This is a genomic window from Mycobacterium genavense ATCC 51234, assembly GCF_000526915.1.
GTDB lineage: Bacteria > Actinomycetota > Actinomycetes > Mycobacteriales > Mycobacteriaceae > Mycobacterium > Mycobacterium genavense.
In genome coordinates, this window is the sequence record NZ_JAGZ01000007.1 from 176,827 (window position 1) to 195,879 (window position 19,053).

A 19,053-nucleotide genomic window follows, 5' to 3' on the forward strand; every position below is an offset into this window, starting at 1 on the left:
ACCGGCTATCCCGGAGGTTCACGATGAAGTGGAGTTTCGCTCAAATCGGCCTGTTGATCATCTGCATCGTCCACGTGATCCAGGCCGTGATCGGTTTCATTCTCGAGCCCAGTTTCGCGACCGGTCCGGGCGCGCCGACCGTGTAGCTGTGGGGGATGGATTACAACGGATGGCACGCCGTGGCGGGTCTGGCCCTGTTCGCACCCGGCCTGGTATTCGCGCGGCGAAAATCATGGTCGGTCTTGTATCTGATGCTTGCCGCCGCGGCCGGCGCGCTGCCGGGTATCTGGGCGTTCTTCTTTCATCAGGTCGCCCTGGTCTTCAGTTTTCCCAACAACACCACCGACGCGGTCGTGCACCTGGTCACCGCGGTGATCATGGTCGCGGTGGCCGGCATCCAGATCCGGATGGACGGCGGACTGCGGAATTCGCTCGCCGACCTGCACAGGACCCGGTAGCGCACCCGGCCGCTGAGTAGAACTACTCATCCCTAACGCGCGTAGCACTGCGCGGGCCGTGGGGGTCATTGCCCGGCAATGCTTTTCGGGTGCAAACACTTCCTAGCCCGCCGAGCAGGCCGCCCAGACGCCGGCCGACCGCGACCGCGCCTCCTCACTCGCGAGCGTAAGCACCCGGCGAGATCGCGGTCGATTTTTCGCACCGGGTTTACGCTGGCGGGCGATCGCGCTCCCGGCGCGCAAGGTCCCGGAAGTTATGGACTAGTGTCTAGAAAAGCTTCCAGGCTTCAAGGGACGGAGACTGAAGATGGCGATCCGCGTCGCGCACGTCGGTACCGGAAATGTCGGAGGCCTGGCCCTGGAGCCGAACTGATCGCGAATCCACAGTTTGACCTGGTCGGCGTCAACGTGTCCACGCCGGAAAAGGTGGGCTGCGACGCCGGCGAGCTGTGCGGCGTCGGCCTGGACACCCCCGCGGTCACCGGCATCAAGGCCGTCAACGACCTGGACGCCATCATCGCCGGCAAACCCGACTGCGTCGTCTACTGCGCGATGGGCGACACCCGGCTGCCCGAGGCGATGGCCGACGTCATGCGCATCCTGGCCGCCGGCATCAACGTCGTCGGGTCGTCGCCCGGGCTGCTGCAGTTCCCCTGGGGCGTGATGCCGGACAAGTACATCGCCCGCGTGGAAGATGCTGCCAGGCAAGGCAATTCGAGCATCTTCATCAGTGGCGTCGACCCGAGATTCGCCAACGACCTGATCCCGTTCGCGCTGGCCGGGACCTGTCAGCGCATCGAGCAGGTGCGCTGCATGGAGATTCACGACTATGCCAGCTACAACGGCGAAGAAGTCATGACCTACATGGGGTTCGCCCGACCCATGGACGAGATCCCGATGCTGCTGCAGCCGGGCGTCCTGTCCATCGCGTGGGGGACCGTGATCCGTCAGCTGGCGGCCGGCCTCGGCATCGCGGTCGACGAGATCACCGAGTCCTACCAACGCGAGCCGGCTCCGGAGGACTTCGACATCGCGGTCGGCCACGTGGCCAAGGGCACCGTGGCGGTGCTGCAGTTCGAGATTCGCGGCATGGTCAAGGGTCACCCCGCCATCGTGATCGAACACGTCACCCGGCTGCGGCCCGACCGGCGCCCCGACTTGCCCCAGCCCGCCTCCGGGGACGGCTCGTACCGCGTCGAGATCACCGGCGAACCGTCGTATGCCGTGGACATCATTCCCAGCAGCCGCAAGGGCGACCACAACCACGCCGCGATCGCCGGCGCCGCGGGCCGCATCGTCAACGCGATCCCGGCCGTGATCGCCGCACCTCCGGGCATTCGGACCACACTCGACCTGTCGCTGATAACCGGCAAAGTCCTTTACGCGCCAAGCACTTTGGTGACCACTTGAATCGAAAGGAGACCCTCACGTGGGTCGGGTAGACGGAAAAGTTGCACTCATCAGTGGCGCCGCCGGTGGCATGGGCGCCGAAGACGCGCGCCTGCTCGTCGAGGAGGGCGCCAAGGTGGTGATCGGCGACATCCTCGACGACCAGGGCAAGGCGCTGGCCGACGAGCTCGGCGACTCCGCGCGCTACGTCCATCTCGACGTCACGCAGCCCGACCAGTGGGACGCCGCGGTCGCTACCGCGATCGGCGAATTCGGGAAGCTCAACGTACTGGTCAACAACGCAGGCACGGTCGCGCTCGGGCCGCTCAAGAGCTTCGATCTGGCCAAGTGGCAGAAGGTCATTGACGTCAACCTGACCGGGACGTTCCTGGGCATGCGAGTGGCCGTCGAGCCGATGATCGCCACCGGCGGCGGCTCGATCATCAACGTGTCGTCGATCGAGGGCCTGCGCGGCGCTCCCATGGTGCACCCCTGCGTCGCGTCCAAATGGGGCGTGCGCGGCCTGGCCAAGTCGGCCGCCCTGGAGCTGGCGCCGCACAACATCCGGGTCAACTTCGTGCATCCCGGCTTCATCAAGACCCCGATGACCAAACACCTGCCCGAGGACATGGTCACCATCCCGCTGGGCCGGCCCGGGCAAGTGCGCGAGGTCGCGACGTTCGTCCTGTTCCTGGCCAGCGACGAGTCGTCCTATTCCACCGGCAGCGAGTTCATCATGGACGGCGGCCTGATCACCGACGTGAACCACAAGGACTTGTTCTGACGCGCGCGGATTGGGTCCGCCGCCGGGGTTCGCCACTGAAAACGCTTGCGCATCAATACTATTAGCGCACACCGGGTTTGGGCGGCGCTTTGGTCAGGCCCCGCATTGACCGGCGGCCTCGGCGGGACCGTTGCAGAACGGCAATTCGGCGATGCCTTTGACGGTCATCTCCAGGAGTTGGCCGGGCAAGACCGCGGCGAGATGAGCCGTCACCGGTGCGCCGACCATATAGAAAGCATCCGAGCTGGCCGTGACGGCTCCGCTGGCGAAGCCGTTCGCGACCGAGGTGAGCGCGAAGTCAATGGTGTTTTCCGTTGGTGTCGCGCAGGCGGTGCATCCTCGGTAGGTCAATCGACCGGTGCCGGTGCTGTCGATGACGACCCTGCCGGTGTGTGCCTGCCAGACGCCGACGTAGGGGGCCAACCCGGGTATTTCGGCACTAGAAGAAGCAGGCGAGGACACTGGGCCCGCCGAGGGTGGAGTGGGTTGCGCGGCCGGCGCCACCGACGGCGCGGGTTGCGCGGTCGGGGTTGGGGTTGGCGGCTGGTGTCCGGATAGGAGTGCCCGCGCGGGGCCATAGACGGCGAGGCCCACACCGATCACGACCGCGCCCAGTACGGCAATCAGCCAGCTCGGACGCCGTCGCGAGGGACGTCGTGGCGGTGCACCGATGGGGGAGGGTTGGTAGTCGACGGGACCGGCTGCCGGGGCAGGGGACGCGCCAACCGGACGCTGATGCGTGGCGGCGAGGTCGGGGGCGGGTGGCAAACGATCGGCTGCGTGGGCGCGGGCGGTGGTCGGGTCCGAAATCCGCGTGGACGCGCCGCGCGGTGCCAGCGGCATCGTGATGGCGTCGCGGGCGGCATCGGCCAGCTCGACGGTAGTGCTGTAGCGGTGGTCGGGGTCCTTGGCCATGCCGGTCGCGATGACTTGATCGACCTGAGGGGGCACGTCGGGCCGGGTGACCGTGACCTGAGGCGGTGGAATGTGAAAGTGCGCCGCCACCAGCTGCGCCATCGTGTCGCCAGGAAAGGGCGGATGCCCCGTCAGGGCCTCGTACAGCACACACGCCAGCGAATGGACGTCCGCGCGCGTCTTCTTCCGCCTGATTGTCCAGACGCTCGGGTGCGATGTATTCGAACGTGCCGATTGGGTTGCTGTACTTCGTCATCCGGGTGTCGTTAATCGCGCGGGCGATGCCGAAGTCGATGAGGTAGGCGAAGTCGTCGTCGTCGATCAGGATGTTCGACGGTTTGATATCGCGGTGCAGCAGGCCCGCCTGGTGGGCCGCGTGCACGGCTTTGGCGACCTGTTCGATGATGCGCACCGCGCGTGCGGGAGCCAGCGGCCCCTCGCCGAGTACAGCTTGCAGATCGCGCCCCTCGATGAGACGCATATCGACGTAAAGCTGGCCTTCGATTTCGCCGTAGTGATGGATCGGAATGATGTGCGGGTTGTTCAACCGTGCGGCGGCGTGGGCCTCCCGACGGAATCGCCGCTGAAATTCTTCATCGTCGGAAAAATGCGCGGGTAGCAATTTCAGGGCGACGATCCGGTCCGTTTCGCTGTCATGGGCGCGCCACACTTCACCCATGCCCCCGCGGCCCAGCACTTCGATAAGTCGATAACGCCCGAACGGCGTGCCTTTCACCGGCTCACCATATGTGATCAGTCGCGTCGGTGGCGATGAATCCGGTTCGCAGAGTTCGCGGGCGGCTATGGCCGTTGGGTTTTGAAGATGAAGTGGTGACCGCAGATGCTGATGCGATCACCGTCGACAAGGGTGGCGCTGGGTCGGAGTCGGCGGTGTTGAACATGCACCCCGTTGGCCGATCTCAGGTCAGCAATCATGAAACTTCCTCCGGTGTCGACGATTACCGCGTGGTGTCTGCTGACGTCGTCGTCGAGGACGACGTCGTTGTCCGGTAGTCGCCCTATCGTGGTGAGCGCCGCGTGAAGTGGATAGTGCTGTCCGGTCGCGCCGCACAGCCAGGCGACAACGTCGTTGCGGGGCGAGGTCGGGTGCGCGGCCGCCACTGCTCTGGCCGCAGTAGTTTTGGCAGCCCGCTTGATGTCCAGCCGTTCCTGACGCAGGATTCGCGCGTGCAGGGCGCTGACTGCCGGTCCCGGATCGATGCCCAAATCGTGCGCCAGGATGGCCTTGAGTCGCCGGTAGCTTTCAAGGGCGGCAGGCTGGCGCTCGCTGACGTAATAGGCGGTGATCAGTTGCGCCCACAGCGGTTCGTGGTAGGGGTGCTTGGTGGCGAGGACTTCCAGGTCACCGATCACCGCATCCGCGCGCCCGCAAGCGATTTCGGCTTCCGCCCGGGTCACATGAGTCGACAGATGGTCTTTGGCCAGCGCGGTGGCGAAGGCCGCCACGAACGGAAAGTCGCGCAGATCGTCGAGCACCGGTCCGTGCCATTCGCGCAGAGCGGCCGACAGGTCACTGCTGGCCTGTTCGAATCGTCCCGCCGCGGCCGCACGCATCCCCGCGGCCTTATGCGTTATGAACCGCTCCAAATCGCAATCGACGGCGGCAACGGTGAGCCGGTAGCCCGGCGATGCGCTGGCTAGCACCGCGTACGGATCCGCCCCGGCATTGCCGAGCAGTCGGCGCAGGTTGGACACGTAGGAGTGGATGCTGGTCCGTGCTGCCGGCACCGGCGATTCATCCCAGGTCGCGTCGATCAACGATTCCATGCTGACCGCGCGATTTCGGTTGATCAGCAGTGCGGCCAACACAGCGCGCTGTTTGGGTGGACCCAACTGGACGGGCCTGCCGTTCAGTGACACCTGCAATGGCCCAAGAAGATTGAATTCCAGACGAGTGTCGTCCATCGCGCTGCAGGCCTCCGGGTAATCAGCGACGTCGCGGGTTCCATTGTGAGCCGCACCAGCGCTGGGCGATACCTAAAAGTCGGCCGCGCGCCGCACGCGAAGGCCGTTATGGACCGCATCGGCCGGCCGATTAGCGTTTACCGCGAGTAATAGTCCATATCGCGTTACGATCTGCGCCAAGAAAGTTCCAAGGCGTCCGCCCCAGGGTCTCCTAACACATCTCGAACCCGGACAAACTACGAACGAGCTGGTCTAAGGAGGGGCTCTGGGCTATCAAATACGTAGCTCAGTTGAGCAAATTGAGCCAATTCCAGCGCGGACGTTGACGAACATCGCGAAACATCATGGCCGCGTACACCAGATTAATGTTTTATGCAGGGGGGTTAGCTATGAGACGCCCGAGCATGGCGAAGGCGCAAATGGAAGGACAAATATGGACGTCGACGCTGCTGCATCTGTAGCGATTTTTGTTGTCATCCCCTGGCTACTCTTGAACTTCCCATTGGTTTACCGGACGGCGGGCTATTTGCAGCCACACCCGCTGCGTGTCGATCCTGACGGCACACGATTCTGCGGAATATTCCGACACTGGACATTTTCTTCCGTGACGGGCCGCGTTCTCGGGTCGAGCACCACAACCCACACTCACGGCGCCGTCCGCTACGACGCGTATTCAGATCGGTTATCGGGGGGCATCAGGACCGACGTGCGCGACACGGTCCGTGTACAGACGGCTGACGGAAATCAGAGCGACGTGACGCTATTGAACTATAACGTCAATGTGCAGCCGGGCGACTCGATTACCGTGTGGTATGCCAATAAAGGCGAAAAATGGGTCACCGTGGCGGTGCTCAACCACACAACGCGGCAGCACAACCTTAACTCTGGAGATCTATCCAGGATTCTCGCGCCGAAGGTGGGCGGATACATGGTTCTTATTATCGTCGTAAATTCGCTACTCTCGGTATTCGTCTGTTTTCTGCTCCCCTTCTGGGGTATATTGCTCGGGCTATTTCTTAGGGGGCTAAAGCGCGCCAGGCGTACGTTTGCTCAAGCGGACATCGCCCCGCTGTGGCAACTGGGTGAAGCCAACGCGCGGCGTCTGGTGGCCTAACTAACGCGCCCGGGCCGATCCCTCCGCTAGGAGCTCTAACGCCAACTGATTGATTCGGCCCGTGGGCGCTGGTCGTCGGGTTGCCGACGTGTGAGGCAAGCCGGCGGCACGCGGGGACCCCGGCGAACCCTCCAAGAATGTTCCAAGCCGTCCGGCAGAACTTTTCGGTGTTCGTATTCGGCCATTACGCCCGGTTATCGCCACCGACAGCGCAGCGGCCGGTGCCATGAAGTAGCGAAGGGGTCAAAAAATGAAATCGTTACAAGGCGTTCAGGGCCCGACGAGTCTCGGTCGTCAAATGGCTAAGTCGGTGAGAATCAATCGCCGTCGAATTGGGTCGGCGGCGGCCATAACTCTGGTGGCGCTGTCGATGGCGGTCAGCGCCCCCGCGCACGCCGAGCCCACCTGCGCGTACGCCCGCCAACGGCGAACGCACCTGCGAGGACCCATTCCACCAGGCCAAATCCGACAACTGCGACAACCACCCGTGGAACACGTGCCCCTACTGCAAAGACCTGGGAATGACGTTTCCGCAGCCTCCCCAGCCGGTGCTGCCGTGCGATCACAGCAGATACAAATAGGAGGAACGATCATGAGGAAGGTGATCGTCACGGCGGCCGGGGCCCTGCTCGCGGTGCCGTTCTCGGCAATAATCGCCGCATCACCGGCGAACGCCGTTCCGTGTGTGATCCCGCAGCCGCCGCAGATGTCCGCGGAGTGCAAGAGCTGCATCCAGGCCAACGGCGGCGACGGCAACGCCATTGCGATCTGCGAGGGACAACAGCCCGCCAGACGGTCGCTGCCGTCAACGGGTTACCCGGACTGCGACCAGTACCAGTTGCCGACCAGCCGCGCCACGTGCGTCGACCAGCACCTCGCCGGCCAACGATGAAACATCCCGACGTGGCGTGATCCTCGAGGTCCCGCGAGCCGGCCGGCCGCGCGGGCGCCGGCGGGTGCTATAACCGCGGACATGCCAGGCAGTTTGCGCGACCTGAAGGGGATCGTCGGCTTCAAGCACGTCGTCACCGACCCCGACGTGCTGGAAGGTCGCAGCGTCGACCACACCGGCCGCTACCGCGGCAAGGCCAGCGCGTTGGTGCGTCCGGAGTCCGCCGAGCAGGTCGCCGAGGTGTTGCGGGTCTGCCGTGACGCCGGGGCACATGTCACGGTGCAGGGCGGTCGCACCTCGCTGGTGGCCGGCACCGTTCCGGAGCACGACGACGTGCTGCTGTCCACCGAAAGGCTTGTGGCGCTGGGCGATATCGACACCGTCGAACGCCGCATCGCGGTCGGTGCCGGAGCCACGCTGGCCGCGGTGCAACACGCCGCGACCGCGGCGGGCCTGGTGTTCGGCGTGGACCTGGCCGCTCGCGACACCGCGACGGTCGGCGGCATGGCCTCGACGAACGCCGGCGGGCTGCGCACGGTCCGCTACGGCAACATGGGCAAGCAGGTCGTCGGCCTGGACGTGGCGCTGCCCGACGGGTCGCTGCTGCGCCGGCACAGCCTGGTGCGCAGCGATAACACCGGATACGACCTACCCGCGCTGTTCGTCGGCGCCGAGGGCACCCTCGGGGTGATCACCGCACTAGATCTGCGGCTGCACCCCACGCCGTCGCATCGGGTGACCGCGGTGTGCGGCTTCGACGATCTCGACGCGCTGATCGCCACCGCCCGCACCTTTCGGGACGTGGACGGGATCGCCGCGCTCGAGCTGATCGACGGCCGCGCCGGCGCGCTGACCGCCGAGCATCTGGGGATCGGTGCTTCGGTCGAGGCGGACTGGCTGCTGCTGGTCGAGCTGGCCACCGATCACGACCAGACCGAGCGCCTGGCCGACCTGCTCGACGGCGCGCCGATGTCCGCCGAACCCGCAGTAGGCGTGGATGTTGCTGCCCAGCAACGACTCTGGCGGGTTCGTGAATCGCTGGCCGAGGTGCTTGGCTTGTATGGGCCGCCGCTGAAGTTCGACGTGTCACTGCCGCTGGCGGCGATCGCCGGGTTCGCCGCGGACGCCGTCGCTTTGGTCCGCGAGCGGGTCGGTGACGCGGTGCCCGTGCTGTTCGGCCATGTCGGGGAGGGCAACCTGCATCTCAACGTGATGCGCGTGCCGCCGGAAGAAGAGCAGGGGCTCTACGGGCCCATGATGGACCTAATCGCGGCATACGGCGGCAATGTCAGCTCCGAACATGGTGTCGGCAGCCGCAAGCGCGCCTACCTCGAAATGTCAAGGGCGGCAACCGATATCGCGACGATGCGATCGGTCAAGTCGGCGCTGGACCCGACGGGATACCTGAACGCGGCCGTGCTGTTCGACTGACACCTGCCGTCGCGAAACTGTATTCCGCGACGCGTCTTCTCGAAAAATAGGTAGCGGAATACAGTTTCGCGGAGAGGTCAGTCGGCGGTCGGTTTGATGCCGACGGCGTGGCGCAGCTGGGCCAGGAACTGCTCGGCGTCGTCGCTGCGAACGATGTAGTGCGAGATGGCGATCCGGATCACGGTCGCCGCCTTCACCGCGGCGTTGGGCCCGGGCAGGTGCCGCTGCAGGCCGTCGCGCATCTGCGGGATCACATGGGCGAACTGGGCGATGGTGTGCTCGGGTTCGACGTCGACCATGCGCACACCCGAATACGAATGCTGGTAGTCGACGATGAAGCGCAGCACGGCGTCGAGCTTGTCGTAGCCTTTGAGCCCCGCGGTGGCGCGCACCAAACCGCTTTCGAAAAGCTGGCGCTCATACTGCGAGAACGCCAACAACAGCTCTTCCTTGGACGCAAACCACCGGTAGAGCGTGGGCCGCGAAACCCCGGCCTGGGCGGCGACCTCGGACAGGCTGAGCTTGGTCTTGCCGTTGCGCCCGAGCACCTCGGCGGTCGCCAACAGGATCCGCTGACGCGTCGAGGTGTCAGCCTCGGCGATGGTCACGGCGGCGAACGGGTGCGTCATACCTGAGACTTTACGAAGTATTGCCGAACTAGCCACATCCGTGCTGTCCCCCCGTCAGGCTTTGTCCGGGCGCCGGCGCACCAGCACGGACTGCTGGATGGCGCCGACCGCGCCCTGCTCGTCGTACAACGTGCCGATCGTCGTCCCGATGCCGTCCGGCCCATAGCTGGTCTCCGCCCGAATGCCGACCCATTCCCCCTCGGGAACACGAAACACGTGCACCGCCAGATCGGTGTTCAGGAAGGTCCACTTGGTGATGTCGAGCTTGCTGCCGATGCCGTTGGCGCAGTCGGCCACCGCGAACAGCCGCTCCAGCTGCGTCATCGTCTCGCCCTGGACCAGATCCACCTCCGGCTTGATCCACGATTCGCCCGGGCCCGGCTTCAGCGGCACGGTCAGCCACAGCCACTCCAGGCTGTGCACGTAGTTGCGGTCCCATTCCTTGGCCTTGAGGTTGCGGGCGTCGGTGCGGGGCCGGGGCAGCTCGGCGGCCGCGTGCGCGACGGCCCGGGTGTCCTGCTGCTGCAGCCTCCAGCCACTGGCGCGCGCCACCGGCCGCGGCTCGCCGTCCGGACCGGGGGCCAGCATCTCGGCGGTGAGCAGCTCGATCTGTTTGCCGCCGCGCTGCACGTGCGAGCGTACCCAGCTGTCACCGTCGGCCGGCACCCCGCCCAGCAGGTCGATCACGACGCGGGACAGCCGGGTGTCGTCGCGCTGCTCGCAGCGTTCCAGCGCTCGGACCAGCAGCGCCGACACCGGGCCGCCGTGCTGGATCGCCGCCGACCAGGTGCCGCGGGCCAGGTCGGTCGCCCGGAACTTCTCGCCCAACGGTCGGCGTCGTCGATCAGCTCGTAATAGGAGTCGGTCACGTGCTCTCCCTCTCGGGTGTCTCAGGGCAACCCGGCGCCGGGCGTGGCGACCTGCACGGCATCGAGCCGCGACAGTTTGGTGCCCACCAGCCGCTGAGGATAGGCCTCCGTGCTCGACAGCAGAAACAGGATGCGGCGTTCGGGGCCGCCCAGCATGCAGGCGATGGCGACCCGCTCGCCCATGTCGATGCGGTCGGTGACGGCGCCGCCCGCAACGATCCGCTCGAATTGGTGGGCCAGCGTCATCGATGTCCAGACGCCGCCCTCGGCGTCCAGGGCGATGCCGTCCGGCGGTCCGTCCAGGCCCTCGGCGAAGACCCGGCGGTCGGCCAGCGCGCCGGCGCCGTCGATCGTGAAGGCGGCGAGCCGGCGGCCGGTCGATTCGGCGACGATCAACGTCGTGCGGTCCGGCGTGATGACCATGCCGTTGGGAAAGTCGAGGTCGGAGGCCACGACGGTGGCGCTGTCGTCGGGATCGAGGCGCACGATGACGCCGCCGGTTCGCGCCTGGGAGCCGATGTAGGCGCGCCCGGTGTCGTCGATGACCATGTCCCCGAGATTGGCGGGGACCAGGGGAGTGAGATCGGCGATCTCGACCACGGTTTCCCCGTCGTAGCGCAGCACCCGCCGGTCTTCGGTCGAGACGATCAGGAGCGACCCGTCGGGACGGAAACCCAGGCCCGACGGCGAGCGCCCCGGCAGCGGCAGCGTGGTCATCGCCCCGCCAACGTCGAGGTGTGGACGGCTTCGCCGAGCATGTCGGAGAACCACCGCAGGCCCTCGAACCACCGGGGGCCTTCGCCGAAGCAGAACCCGTTGGCCAGCGGCTCGGGGATCATCGGCTCGGGCCTGTACAAAACACCGCAGAAGTGTCATGCAATGTCGGCGCTGGTGTCAATCTGCCGCCCGGGCGAGCTGCCACGTGAAGACCCGGTCACCGTCGCGACCCGCTTCCGCCAGGCGGCAGCGGCGGCAGTTTGCCGATGTGCGCTGCCGGAATTGGTGACGACGTAGTACACGGTCTCCGCGGGCGGGGTGAACGCGGTCTCTGACGTGCCGTCACCATATCCAATTGAGTTGCCGCTCTGCGTTTTCCGTTGTGCTGCCCGCAGTGCTCGCCGGAGTCTTGTTAGCCAAGCCTTACAAATCCTACTCAAAGTGTCACGCTGAGCCGAAAGCTGCCGGCGCGAGAGGTGGATCGGATTTGACCACGGAATCTGAACAGACTGAATGGACGGTCGCCGGCCTGCTGGATCTGTTTGACGTGCGGTCCGACGGCGACGACCGCTTCACCGGCGAAACCGGCATCGCCGTTGGCGACGAACGCCAGGTGGTGGAGGGCACCCAGGTGCTCGCCCAGGCGATAGTCGCCGTGGCCAAACGCTTCCCGGCAAGTCGGTGCGCTCGGCGCACGCGGTGTTCTCCCGGGCGGTGACCGTCGGCCCGCCGATCGAGCTGGTGATCGACGTGGTGTCCGAGGGCCGCTCCACCGCCACCGCGGTCGTCGCCGTCCACCAGAACGGGCGGCGCTGCCTGAGCATCACGGTGCTGGCCGACGTCCCGACTCCCGACGTCATCCGCCACCACCTGCCCAGGCCGGACGTGGCTGCGCCCGCCAATGCCAACCACTCGCCGATGCCGATGGTCGGCCGGGAACTGCGCCTGGTCGACGTCGTCGACGTCAACAGTCCCGACGAGGTCGGGCCGCCGGAGCTGTACGCCTGGTTGCATTACGACCCGATCCCCACCCGCGACGATCTGGCCAAGGCCCTGCTGGCGTACTTCACCGGCCACCTCGGCATCTCCACCACCATGCGCGCGCACGAGGGCATCGGCACCGCCCAGGCCCACCTGACCGTGTCCACCGCGCCGATGAGCATCTCGGTGGCCTTCCACGAACCGGTCAGCTGGACCGGATGGCTGCTCTACACCCACGAGAGCACCCAGGTCGGGGCGGGCATGTCGTACGTGCGCGGCACCGTGCACACCGAGGAGGGCGAACTGCTGGCCTCGTTCGCGCAGGAGGCGCTGATTCGGCCGCTGCGCACCAGCGACACGGCGATCGACTCGCGCGCCCGGTTCTGACGGCTGGGAACACCGATGCGCTTCACGATCACCCACCCGATGCACACCCACCCCTACAATCCGGAGCTGGCCAGTGGGGACGGCATCGGGAAGGTGGCCGCGGCCACCGAGGCGGCCGGCATCCACGGTTTCGGCTTCACCGATCATCCGGCGCCGTCACAGCGGTGGCTCGAGGCCGGCGGCCACGACTCGTTAGATCCCCTTGTCGCATTGGGTTTCGCGGCGGCCACCACGTCCACGCTGCGGTTGATCCCCAACATCGTGGTGCTGCCGTATCGAAACCCGTTGGTGGTGGCCAAATCCGGCGTCACCCTGGACCTGCTGTCCGGTGGCCGCTTCACCCTGGCGGTCGGCGTGGGCTACCTCAAGCGCGAGTTCGCGGCGCTGGGGGTCAGCTACGACGAACGGGCCGAGCTGTTCGAGGAATCCCTGCAAGTGATCCGGGCGATCTGGAGCGGGGACGATATCACCTTCGAGGGCAAGCATTTCAGCGCGTGGCATCACCGCACACCCCCGACCGCCCAGTAGCCCGCCGATCTGGATCGGCGGCAACACCACGGCGTCGCGTCAGCGGGTGGCGCAGTACGGCGACGGCTGGTGCCCTTTCCCCGCGCCACCGCAGCTCGCGCAGACCGCCGGCACCGCCGTCATCGACTCGCTGGAGAAGCCCACCGCCGGCATCGACGATCTGCGGCGCCGATGCGATGCCGAGGGCAGGGACTTCTCGGCGATCGACATCACCTCCACCAACTTCGAGGGCGGCAGCCCGACCGATGACGCGTTCAACGCCGACGCCTACCTCGAAGGCCTGGCCAAGCTGGAGAAGCTGGGGGTCACCTGGGTCAGTGTCCATCTGCCCGGCGACAGCATCGCGCACGTGCTCGAGACGCTCGACCCATTCCGCACCCTCGTGATCGACGCGGCCTAAATGGACTTCTCCCACGTCGACCTCTCGCCCGAGGACCAGGAATTCTTCGACCACACCCGGTCGTTCATCGCCGAGCACGTCACCGAGGAAGTGCTGCGGCGTGATCGCGAGACTGGTGAAAACTTCAGTGAGCCAGTGCATTTGGCGCTGGCCAAAGAGGGCTATCTGACGTCGGATTTCAAGCAGGAGTCCGAAGGGGGATTCGATCCGGTGCGCCGGCGGATCTTTCACCTCGAGATCGGCCGTGCCCACACACCGTGGTTCCACTGGGGCACGACGGCGGTCGTGGCACGGTTGGTCCAACAATTCGGGGCGCCCGAACTCGTCGACGCGTTGTTGCCGGGCGTGCTGGCCGGTGAGATCCGGTTGTGCCTGGGCTACACCGAGCCCGAGGGCGGCTCCGACGTGGCGACCTGCAAAACCCGGGCCGTGCGCGACGGCGACGGATGGGTCATCAACGGCTCCAAGATGTTCACCTCGAACGCGCAGAACGCCAAGTACGTCTTCCTGCTCACCAATACCGATCCGCAAGCGCCGAAACACAAGAGCCTGACCATGTTTCTGGTGCCGCTGGATTCGGAGGGCATCCAGATCCAGGGCATCCGCACACTGGACGGCGACCGCACCAACATCGTGTACTACAGCGACGTGCGAGTCGACGACCTCTACCGGATCGGCGAGGTCAACGGCGGCTGGACGGTGATGCGCTTCGCCCTCGACGCCGAGCACGGCATTACCGAGACCGAAAACCATGGCCTGCAAAATGTTTCGATGATGTCGGAGCATGGCCAGCTGATGGCCGAGGCGGCCGACGGAGTGGTGGCGATTCTGTCGAAGCCGGATGCCAACGGGCGGCGCCCGATTGACGACGAATCGATCAAGTATCGGCTCGGGCGATGCATGGCCCGCATCGAGGCGGCGTTGTCCACTCCCGGCATATATGGACGTGTGGCGCTCATCCAGACCATGCGTGACGTGTCCCCGGAACTGATGGACATGCTCGGGACGGCATCGGCATTGCCCACCGACACAACGGGTTCCGCGGACGACGGTGCCGTCGAATTCATCTTCCGGCACGGCGTGCCCGCCGGGATCTACGGCGGCACCATGGAGGTCTTCCGCAACATGATCGCCCAGCACGAGCTGAAACTCGGGCGCCCCAGCTACGGTGGCTAACGGCTTCGGCTCTCTTCACCCGGGTTGCCGCCATAGGATTGAGCCGTGCTGCTCCGAGTGAACGGGCGGCGGAAAGGCAGGCCGTGCGGTGGCCGTTTTGGTGGCCCTCGGTTCGTTTCTCACGACGTTGTTGGGCGGCTACGCGGCGCTGCGTATCGGTTCCTTCCGAAATCTCGTGCTGGGCCTGGCCGCCGGGCTGATGCTGGGTGCGGTGAGCTTCGACCTGCTGCCCGAAGCGCTGAGTCCTCGCGACGGTTGGGTCTTATTCGGTATACCTGCTCCGCTCGTGGCATTCGTGCGCGGCTTTCTCGTGTTGCACATCGTCGAACACACCGTCGGCATTCACCGCGGTCAAGCACCCAACGACTCGGTTATCGCCGAAGCGCCCAATGTCGGACTGCTGGCGGCGTCGGGGCTGGTGGGCCACAGCGTGATGGACGGATTCGCCATCGGTGCCGCCTTCCAGGCGGGGGCGGGAGTGGGAACAGTGGTCGCGGTGGCGGTGATCGGCCACGACTTCGCGGACGGCTTCAACACCTACACGGTGACGTCGATTTACGGCAATGCCGCCGTAGGGCGCTGACACTGCTGGTCGCTGATGCCATCGCACCGGTTGTCGGTGCGGGCCTGACGCTGCTGTCGACGATTCCCCATCGCCTACTCGCGGTCTACCTCGGTTTCTTCGCGGGATTCCTGATGTATTTGGCGAGTGCCGACATTCTGCCGAAAGCACACACCGGACATCGCACTGCTGCCACGCTGGTATGCACTCTCGGTGGGGTGGCGTTCATGTTTGCGATCGTGGCGCTGGCGAGCTGAGCGGGAGTTCGGCCAGCACCTCGGCGCGCGCATCGTCGAAACTCAGAAACCCCTTGATGGGCAAGCTTTCCGGGGGCGGATCCGGATAGCTCCAGGCGATGTCCTTAATGTCATCCGCGGACCAGTACGTCGCGTAACCCTTGTAGTTGCAGTAGCTCGTCATCTCCGAGCGGCGGACCAGATCGGTGCGCACATGCGCGGGATCGACGTAAAGCCTTGGCTCCAGCGCGGTCTCGAAGACGATCACAGTCTCGTCGGTATCCACCAGCGTGCGACCGTCGACGCTGACCCGCAGGTGCCGCCGGGTGGGGCGGCAGTCGACGCGGTGATACGGATTCGGCGGGTAGTGAACGAGTTCGCGGCCTTCTTCGAGCCAGGTGTCGACGGCATCGCACGGCACGTGTACGAAACCCGGTGCCTCCGGCTCGGATTCGGCCGGTAGGTCGCCGACCTGGTCGGCGCGGAACAGGTAGCTCAGCGGTTGGCTTTGCCGGTGCACCATCAGCACCTGCTCGGTGTCGATCACCGGGCGCCCGTCCTTGAACGCCTGGACGCGGCGCGGATGCGGCTCGATGTAGACGACGCCGCCGGGCAGCGGGGGACAGAACCGACCCGCCGGGTCGCTGCTGAGCGGACCACGTCCGGCCACCAGAGTCATGATGCTCAGGCTAGCGCCGGCGCCCGGCGCTGTGACCGCGTATCTCGATGTCCGACGAGCGCTTCTTCGGGGCGCCGGTCTCGGCCGTCACGCGGACGGCGAGGGTTTGGCCGGTGTCGGCGTCGATGAACGCCAGCGGCGCCGGCCCGTCCTGCAGGTAGCGGTCGCCCCACTGCACCAGCGACATGAACACCGGCAACAGGTCCTCCCCGGCTTCGGTCAGCCGGTATTCGTCGCGGGCCCGACTGCCCGGCTCCCGGTAGGGGACGCGAGTGACGATGCGCGCGGCCTCCAGCTGCTTGAGGGCCCGCGACGCCGCCGGAGCCGACGTCCCGGTCCGCTGCACGAAGTCCTCGAAACGCGTCGTGTCGAAGAACAACTCGCGAAGCACCTGGAATGTGGTTTTGGTGCTGAGCAAGTCGAGCACCTTCGACATCGAGCAGCGATCGTTGACCGACCACTGCTGCCGATCCTGCAGCCGCTTCTCGAACTCCACCGAGCTCTCCTATGAATAACGCTTGCGTTAGTCAGCATACCGTACTTTGATCTAAATAACACTATCGTTAGTCAGACATAGGAGCCGAAATGCCGAAAGAGAAGCTGTTCCTGATCACCGCACCCACCGGCAACACCGGGGCGCCCACCGTGGAGATGCTGCGCGCAGCCGGCCATCGGGTCCGCGCCTTCGTGCACCGCATCGACCATCGCTCCGACGCGCTGGCCGCCCTGGGCGCCGAGATCGTGCAGGGCGATCTGCTGGATTTCCGTTCAATCAGCTCGGCCATGACCGGCGTCGACGCCGCCTATTTCTGCTATCCGATCGCGCCGGACAGCCTGTTGCCCGCCACCGCGATCTTTGCCCAGGCCGCCAGTGAGGCCGGCGTCGACGCGGTGGTCAACATGTCGCAGATCTCCGCACGCCGGGAAGCGAAAAGCAATGCGGCCCAGCATCATTGGATCGTCGAGCGGCTGCTGGACCGTGCGGCGTTCAAAACCACCCACTTGCGGCCCACCTTTTTCGCCGAGTGGCTGAAATGGCAATGGCAGCGCGATGACGACGAGGGCGTGCTACGGCTGCCCTTCGGCGCCGGCCGCCACGCACCCATCTCCGGCGCCGACCAGGCCGCGGTGATTGCCGCGATCCTGCAGAACCCCGCGCCGCACGACCGCCAGGTATACCCGTTGGTCGGTGCTCACGAGCTCGACCACTACCGGATCGCCGACGAAATCGCCGACACGCTCGGCTTCCCGGTCCGCTACGAGCCGGTCTCGATTCCTGTCTTCGCAGCGGGATTGACCGCCGCGGGCTTCCCGGAATTCTTCGTGCAGCACATCAGCAGCGTCGCCCAGGACTACCAGGACGGCATCTTCGCCGGGCGAGAACAACTTGGTCGAGGTGATCGGCGGGCACCCGCCGATGACCGTGGCCGACTACGTCAACGCCAACCGGGCCGAGTTCGACCACGACGGCCGTTTCGTGCGGCGGAGTCAGCTCAAGGCCAGTTGAACGGGCGTGTCGCCGGCAGCGTAAGGCGGTGCGGGGACGACGATTCGACGAGCAGCTTATCGACTGCGGGCCGCACAAGGCGGCCGGCGTGGCGCGGTCAGCCGTCGCCGGTGCCCGCGCGTACTCCGATACACCGGACCGCGCGGGTCACCGGTGCCCCGACGGGAACGTCTGACCGCCTTCGAATCGATGCCCCCGTGGCGAGGGTCGGTTGCGCCGCGGAGTAGGAACTTAGCCATGCCAAAACCGGTGGAAGGCCTCAAAGTCGTCGAACTCGGAGTGTGGGTGGCCGGTCCGGCCGCCAGCGCCATCCTGGCGGATTGGGGTGCCGACGTCATCAAGATCGAGCCGCCGGCCGGCGACCCGGGCCGCATGTTCGGCCGGATGCTGGGCTGCGACCTCGGCGTCAACCCGCCATTCGAACTGGACAACCGCTCCAAGCGCAGCATCGTGTTGGACCTCGCAGGCGCCGAGGGCCGCGAGACCGCCTTCGAATTGCTGGCCGGCGCAGACGTTTTCGTGACCAACGTCCGCCCCGCCGCGCTGCGGCGCCTCGGCCTGGACTTCCAGTCGGTGTCCGCCCGCCATCCGCGCCTGGTCTACGGCCTGATCACCGGCTACGGGCAGGATGGCCCCGACGCCGATCGGGCCGCCTACGATGTGGCCGCGTTCTGGTCGCGCGCCGGGGTGGCCCACCTGCTCACCCGGCCCGGCCAGACGCCGCCGTTCCAGCGTGGCGGCATGGGCGACCACTCGGCCGGCATGACCCTGGCCGCGGCCATCTGCGCGGCGCTGCTGGCCCGCGAGCGCACCGGGACCGGTCAGCTGGTGACCACCTCGCTGTACCGTCAGGGCGCCTACACCGTCAGCTTCGACCTCAACACCTGTCTGCTGACCGGCCAGCCGATCGCGATCGGCCAACGTGAAACGATGGGCAATTCCTGCATGAACAACTACGCCGCCGGCGACGGGCGGCGCTTCTGGATCGTCGGCCTGGAAGGCGACCGGCACTGGCCGCCGCTGTGCCGCGTCGTCGGGCACCCCGAATGGCTCGACGACCCGCGTTACCGTGATGCGACCGCCCGCTTCGTCAACGGCCTGGAGCTGATCGCCGAGTTGGACGAGATCTTCGCGACCCGTTCGCTGGACGATTGGGCGCAGGCGTTTGCGGCCGAACCGGACTTCTTCTGGTCGCCGATCAACTCGCTGGAGGACGTCGTGGCCGACGAGCAGTTCCATGCCGCGGGCGGGATCGTCGACGACGGCGAGTCCAGCATCGCGATGGTGGCCACCCCGGCGGATTTCCACGGCACGCCGTGGGCGCCGCGCTCCGCCGCCCCGCAACTGGGTCAGCACACCGACGAGATCCTGGCCGAACTGAAGGCCCGGCGCCGCTCCTGACCGCTGACGCGAAGCTTTACAACTTTCGGCGGGAGTGTCACGCTGTGGCATGAGCCGCGTCACCCGCTGTGT

General features: G+C 66.2%; 15 protein-coding genes and 6 pseudogenes. 13 read left to right on the forward strand and 8 right to left on the reverse strand.

Going from position 1 to position 19,053, the window contains the following annotated elements:
* Positions 1-23: 23 nt before the first annotated feature.
* The 4 genes and pseudogenes from T428_RS35500 to T428_RS0116940 all read left to right on the forward strand — a co-directional run bounded on the left by T428_RS35500 (position 24) and on the right by T428_RS0116940 (position 2,631).
* Positions 24-146: a hypothetical protein gene (locus T428_RS35500; protein WP_281173879.1), complete on the forward strand. Its 123-nt coding sequence runs from the start codon at positions 24-26 to the stop codon at positions 144-146.
* On the forward strand, positions 147-458 hold the full coding sequence (locus T428_RS28925; RefSeq protein WP_245604966.1) for a DUF4383 domain-containing protein: 312 nt from the start codon (positions 147-149) through the stop codon (positions 456-458).
* A gap of 307 nt (positions 459-765) precedes the next feature.
* Positions 766-1,868, forward strand: a pseudogene (locus T428_RS28930) (NAD(P)H-dependent amine dehydrogenase family protein).
* A 19-nt stretch (positions 1,869-1,887) separates the two neighbouring features.
* Positions 1,888-2,631 carry a glucose 1-dehydrogenase gene (locus T428_RS0116940; RefSeq protein WP_025737405.1) on the forward strand — a complete coding sequence of 248 codons (744 nt, stop codon included), beginning with the start codon at positions 1,888-1,890 and terminating at the stop codon, positions 2,629-2,631.
* 93 nt (positions 2,632-2,724) lie between these two features.
* Here the strand turns inward: T428_RS0116940 and T428_RS34765 are convergent, their stop codons facing one another.
* The 3 genes and pseudogenes from T428_RS34765 to T428_RS0116950 form a co-directional block, all read right to left on the reverse strand.
* Complete coding sequence (locus T428_RS34765; protein WP_245604967.1) at positions 2,725-3,648, reverse strand: hypothetical protein; 924 nt, start codon at positions 3,646-3,648, stop codon at positions 2,725-2,727.
* 145 nt (positions 3,649-3,793) lie between these two features.
* Positions 3,794-4,225: pseudogene (locus tag T428_RS34770) on the reverse strand (serine/threonine-protein kinase); the annotation flags it as partial.
* Positions 4,226-4,347: 122 nt separating this feature from the next.
* Positions 4,348-5,472, reverse strand: coding sequence for a BTAD domain-containing putative transcriptional regulator (locus tag T428_RS0116950; RefSeq protein WP_025737406.1), 1,125 nt, complete (start codon positions 5,470-5,472; stop codon positions 4,348-4,350).
* A 433-nt stretch (positions 5,473-5,905) separates the two neighbouring features.
* Here T428_RS0116950 and T428_RS0116955 point away from each other — a divergent pair, with 433 nt between their 5' ends.
* The 3 genes from T428_RS0116955 (at position 5,906) to T428_RS0116965 (ending at position 8,909) form a co-directional block, all read left to right on the forward strand.
* On the forward strand, positions 5,906-6,586 hold the full coding sequence (locus T428_RS0116955) for a hypothetical protein (RefSeq protein WP_156942981.1): 681 nt from the start codon (positions 5,906-5,908) through the stop codon (positions 6,584-6,586).
* A gap of 592 nt (positions 6,587-7,178) precedes the next feature.
* A complete protein-coding gene (locus tag T428_RS0116960) occupies positions 7,179-7,478 on the forward strand; it encodes a hypothetical protein (protein WP_025737408.1) in 300 nt (99 codons plus the stop codon).
* A gap of 81 nt (positions 7,479-7,559) precedes the next feature.
* Positions 7,560-8,909 (forward strand): FAD-binding oxidoreductase, encoded by a 1,350-nt coding sequence (locus T428_RS0116965; RefSeq protein WP_036468256.1) that lies wholly within the window; start codon positions 7,560-7,562, stop codon positions 8,907-8,909.
* Positions 8,910-8,986: 77 nt separating this feature from the next.
* Here T428_RS0116965 and T428_RS0116970 read toward each other — a convergent pair whose 3' ends face one another.
* From T428_RS0116970 to T428_RS28945, 3 genes and pseudogenes are all read right to left on the reverse strand, one after another.
* Positions 8,987-9,538: a TetR/AcrR family transcriptional regulator gene (locus T428_RS0116970; RefSeq protein WP_025737410.1), complete on the reverse strand. Its 552-nt coding sequence runs from the start codon at positions 9,536-9,538 to the stop codon at positions 8,987-8,989.
* A 54-nt stretch (positions 9,539-9,592) separates the two neighbouring features.
* A pseudogene (locus T428_RS28940) lies at positions 9,593-10,407 on the reverse strand (thioesterase family protein).
* A 21-nt stretch (positions 10,408-10,428) separates the two neighbouring features.
* Positions 10,429-11,246 (reverse strand): annotated as a pseudogene (locus tag T428_RS28945) (SMP-30/gluconolactonase/LRE family protein).
* A 365-nt stretch (positions 11,247-11,611) separates the two neighbouring features.
* Here T428_RS28945 and T428_RS28950 point away from each other — a divergent pair.
* The 4 genes and pseudogenes from T428_RS28950 to T428_RS28960 all read left to right on the forward strand — a co-directional run bounded on the left by T428_RS28950 (position 11,612) and on the right by T428_RS28960 (position 15,179).
* Positions 11,612-12,492, forward strand: a pseudogene (locus T428_RS28950) (acyl-CoA thioesterase).
* A gap of 15 nt (positions 12,493-12,507) precedes the next feature.
* Positions 12,508-13,420: pseudogene (locus tag T428_RS28955) on the forward strand (LLM class F420-dependent oxidoreductase).
* Positions 13,421-14,596, forward strand: a complete 1,176-nt coding sequence (locus T428_RS0116995) for an acyl-CoA dehydrogenase family protein (protein WP_025737411.1) — start codon at positions 13,421-13,423, stop codon at positions 14,594-14,596.
* Positions 14,597-14,684: 88 nt separating this feature from the next.
* Positions 14,685-15,179, forward strand: coding sequence for a ZIP family metal transporter (locus T428_RS28960; protein WP_245604960.1), 495 nt, complete (start codon positions 14,685-14,687; stop codon positions 15,177-15,179).
* A 204-nt stretch (positions 15,180-15,383) separates the two neighbouring features.
* Here the strand turns inward: T428_RS28960 and T428_RS0117005 are convergent, their stop codons facing one another.
* Together T428_RS0117005 and T428_RS0117010 are read right to left on the reverse strand one after the other, a co-directional pair.
* A complete protein-coding gene (locus tag T428_RS0117005) occupies positions 15,384-16,073 on the reverse strand; it encodes a DUF427 domain-containing protein (protein WP_025737412.1) in 690 nt (229 codons plus the stop codon).
* Positions 16,074-16,083: 10 nt separating this feature from the next.
* Entirely contained in the window at positions 16,084-16,509 is a 426-nt protein-coding gene (locus tag T428_RS0117010) for a winged helix-turn-helix transcriptional regulator (RefSeq protein WP_084298782.1), read from the reverse strand.
* A 149-nt stretch (positions 16,510-16,658) separates the two neighbouring features.
* Between T428_RS0117010 and T428_RS28965 the strand changes: the two genes are divergently transcribed.
* Both T428_RS28965 and T428_RS0117020 read left to right on the forward strand, forming a co-directional pair.
* The gene (locus tag T428_RS28965; RefSeq protein ID WP_211243967.1) at positions 16,659-17,807 is read left to right on the forward strand and encodes an NmrA family NAD(P)-binding protein; all 1,149 of its coding nucleotides are present in this window, start codon (positions 16,659-16,661) and stop codon (positions 17,805-17,807) included.
* Between the two features lie 10 nt (positions 17,808-17,817).
* A complete protein-coding gene (locus T428_RS0117020; protein WP_025737414.1) occupies positions 17,818-18,981 on the forward strand; it encodes a CaiB/BaiF CoA transferase family protein in 1,164 nt (387 codons plus the stop codon).
* The last annotated feature ends 72 nt before the right edge of the window (positions 18,982-19,053 follow it).

Bases quoted from the DNA above. Each gene is read 5' to 3' on its own strand.
- T428_RS28965 (WP_211243967.1), top strand. From the start codon at position 16,659: ATGCCGAAAGAGAAGCTGTTCCTGATCACCGCACCCACCGGCAACACC.
- T428_RS0116950 (WP_025737406.1), bottom strand. From the start codon at position 5,472: ATGGACGACACTCGTCTGGAATTCAATCTTCTTGGGCCATTGCAGGTG.
- T428_RS0116965 (WP_036468256.1), top strand. From the start codon at position 7,560: ATGCCAGGCAGTTTGCGCGACCTGAAGGGGATCGTCGGCTTCAAGCAC.
- T428_RS0117005 (WP_025737412.1), bottom strand. From the start codon at position 16,073: ATGACTCTGGTGGCCGGACGTGGTCCGCTCAGCAGCGACCCGGCGGGT.
- T428_RS35500 (WP_281173879.1), top strand. From the start codon at position 24: ATGAAGTGGAGTTTCGCTCAAATCGGCCTGTTGATCATCTGCATCGTC.
- T428_RS34765 (WP_245604967.1), bottom strand. From the start codon at position 3,648: ATGGCGCAGCTGGTGGCGGCGCACTTTCACATTCCACCGCCTCAGGTC.
- T428_RS0116955 (WP_156942981.1), top strand. From the start codon at position 5,906: ATGGACGTCGACGCTGCTGCATCTGTAGCGATTTTTGTTGTCATCCCC.
- T428_RS0117010 (WP_084298782.1), bottom strand. From the start codon at position 16,509: ATGTCGAAGGTGCTCGACTTGCTCAGCACCAAAACCACATTCCAGGTG.
- T428_RS0116970 (WP_025737410.1), bottom strand. From the start codon at position 9,538: ATGACGCACCCGTTCGCCGCCGTGACCATCGCCGAGGCTGACACCTCG.
- T428_RS0116960 (WP_025737408.1), top strand. From the start codon at position 7,179: ATGAGGAAGGTGATCGTCACGGCGGCCGGGGCCCTGCTCGCGGTGCCG.
- T428_RS0117020 (WP_025737414.1), top strand. From the start codon at position 17,818: ATGCCAAAACCGGTGGAAGGCCTCAAAGTCGTCGAACTCGGAGTGTGG.
- T428_RS0116995 (WP_025737411.1), top strand. From the start codon at position 13,421: ATGGACTTCTCCCACGTCGACCTCTCGCCCGAGGACCAGGAATTCTTC.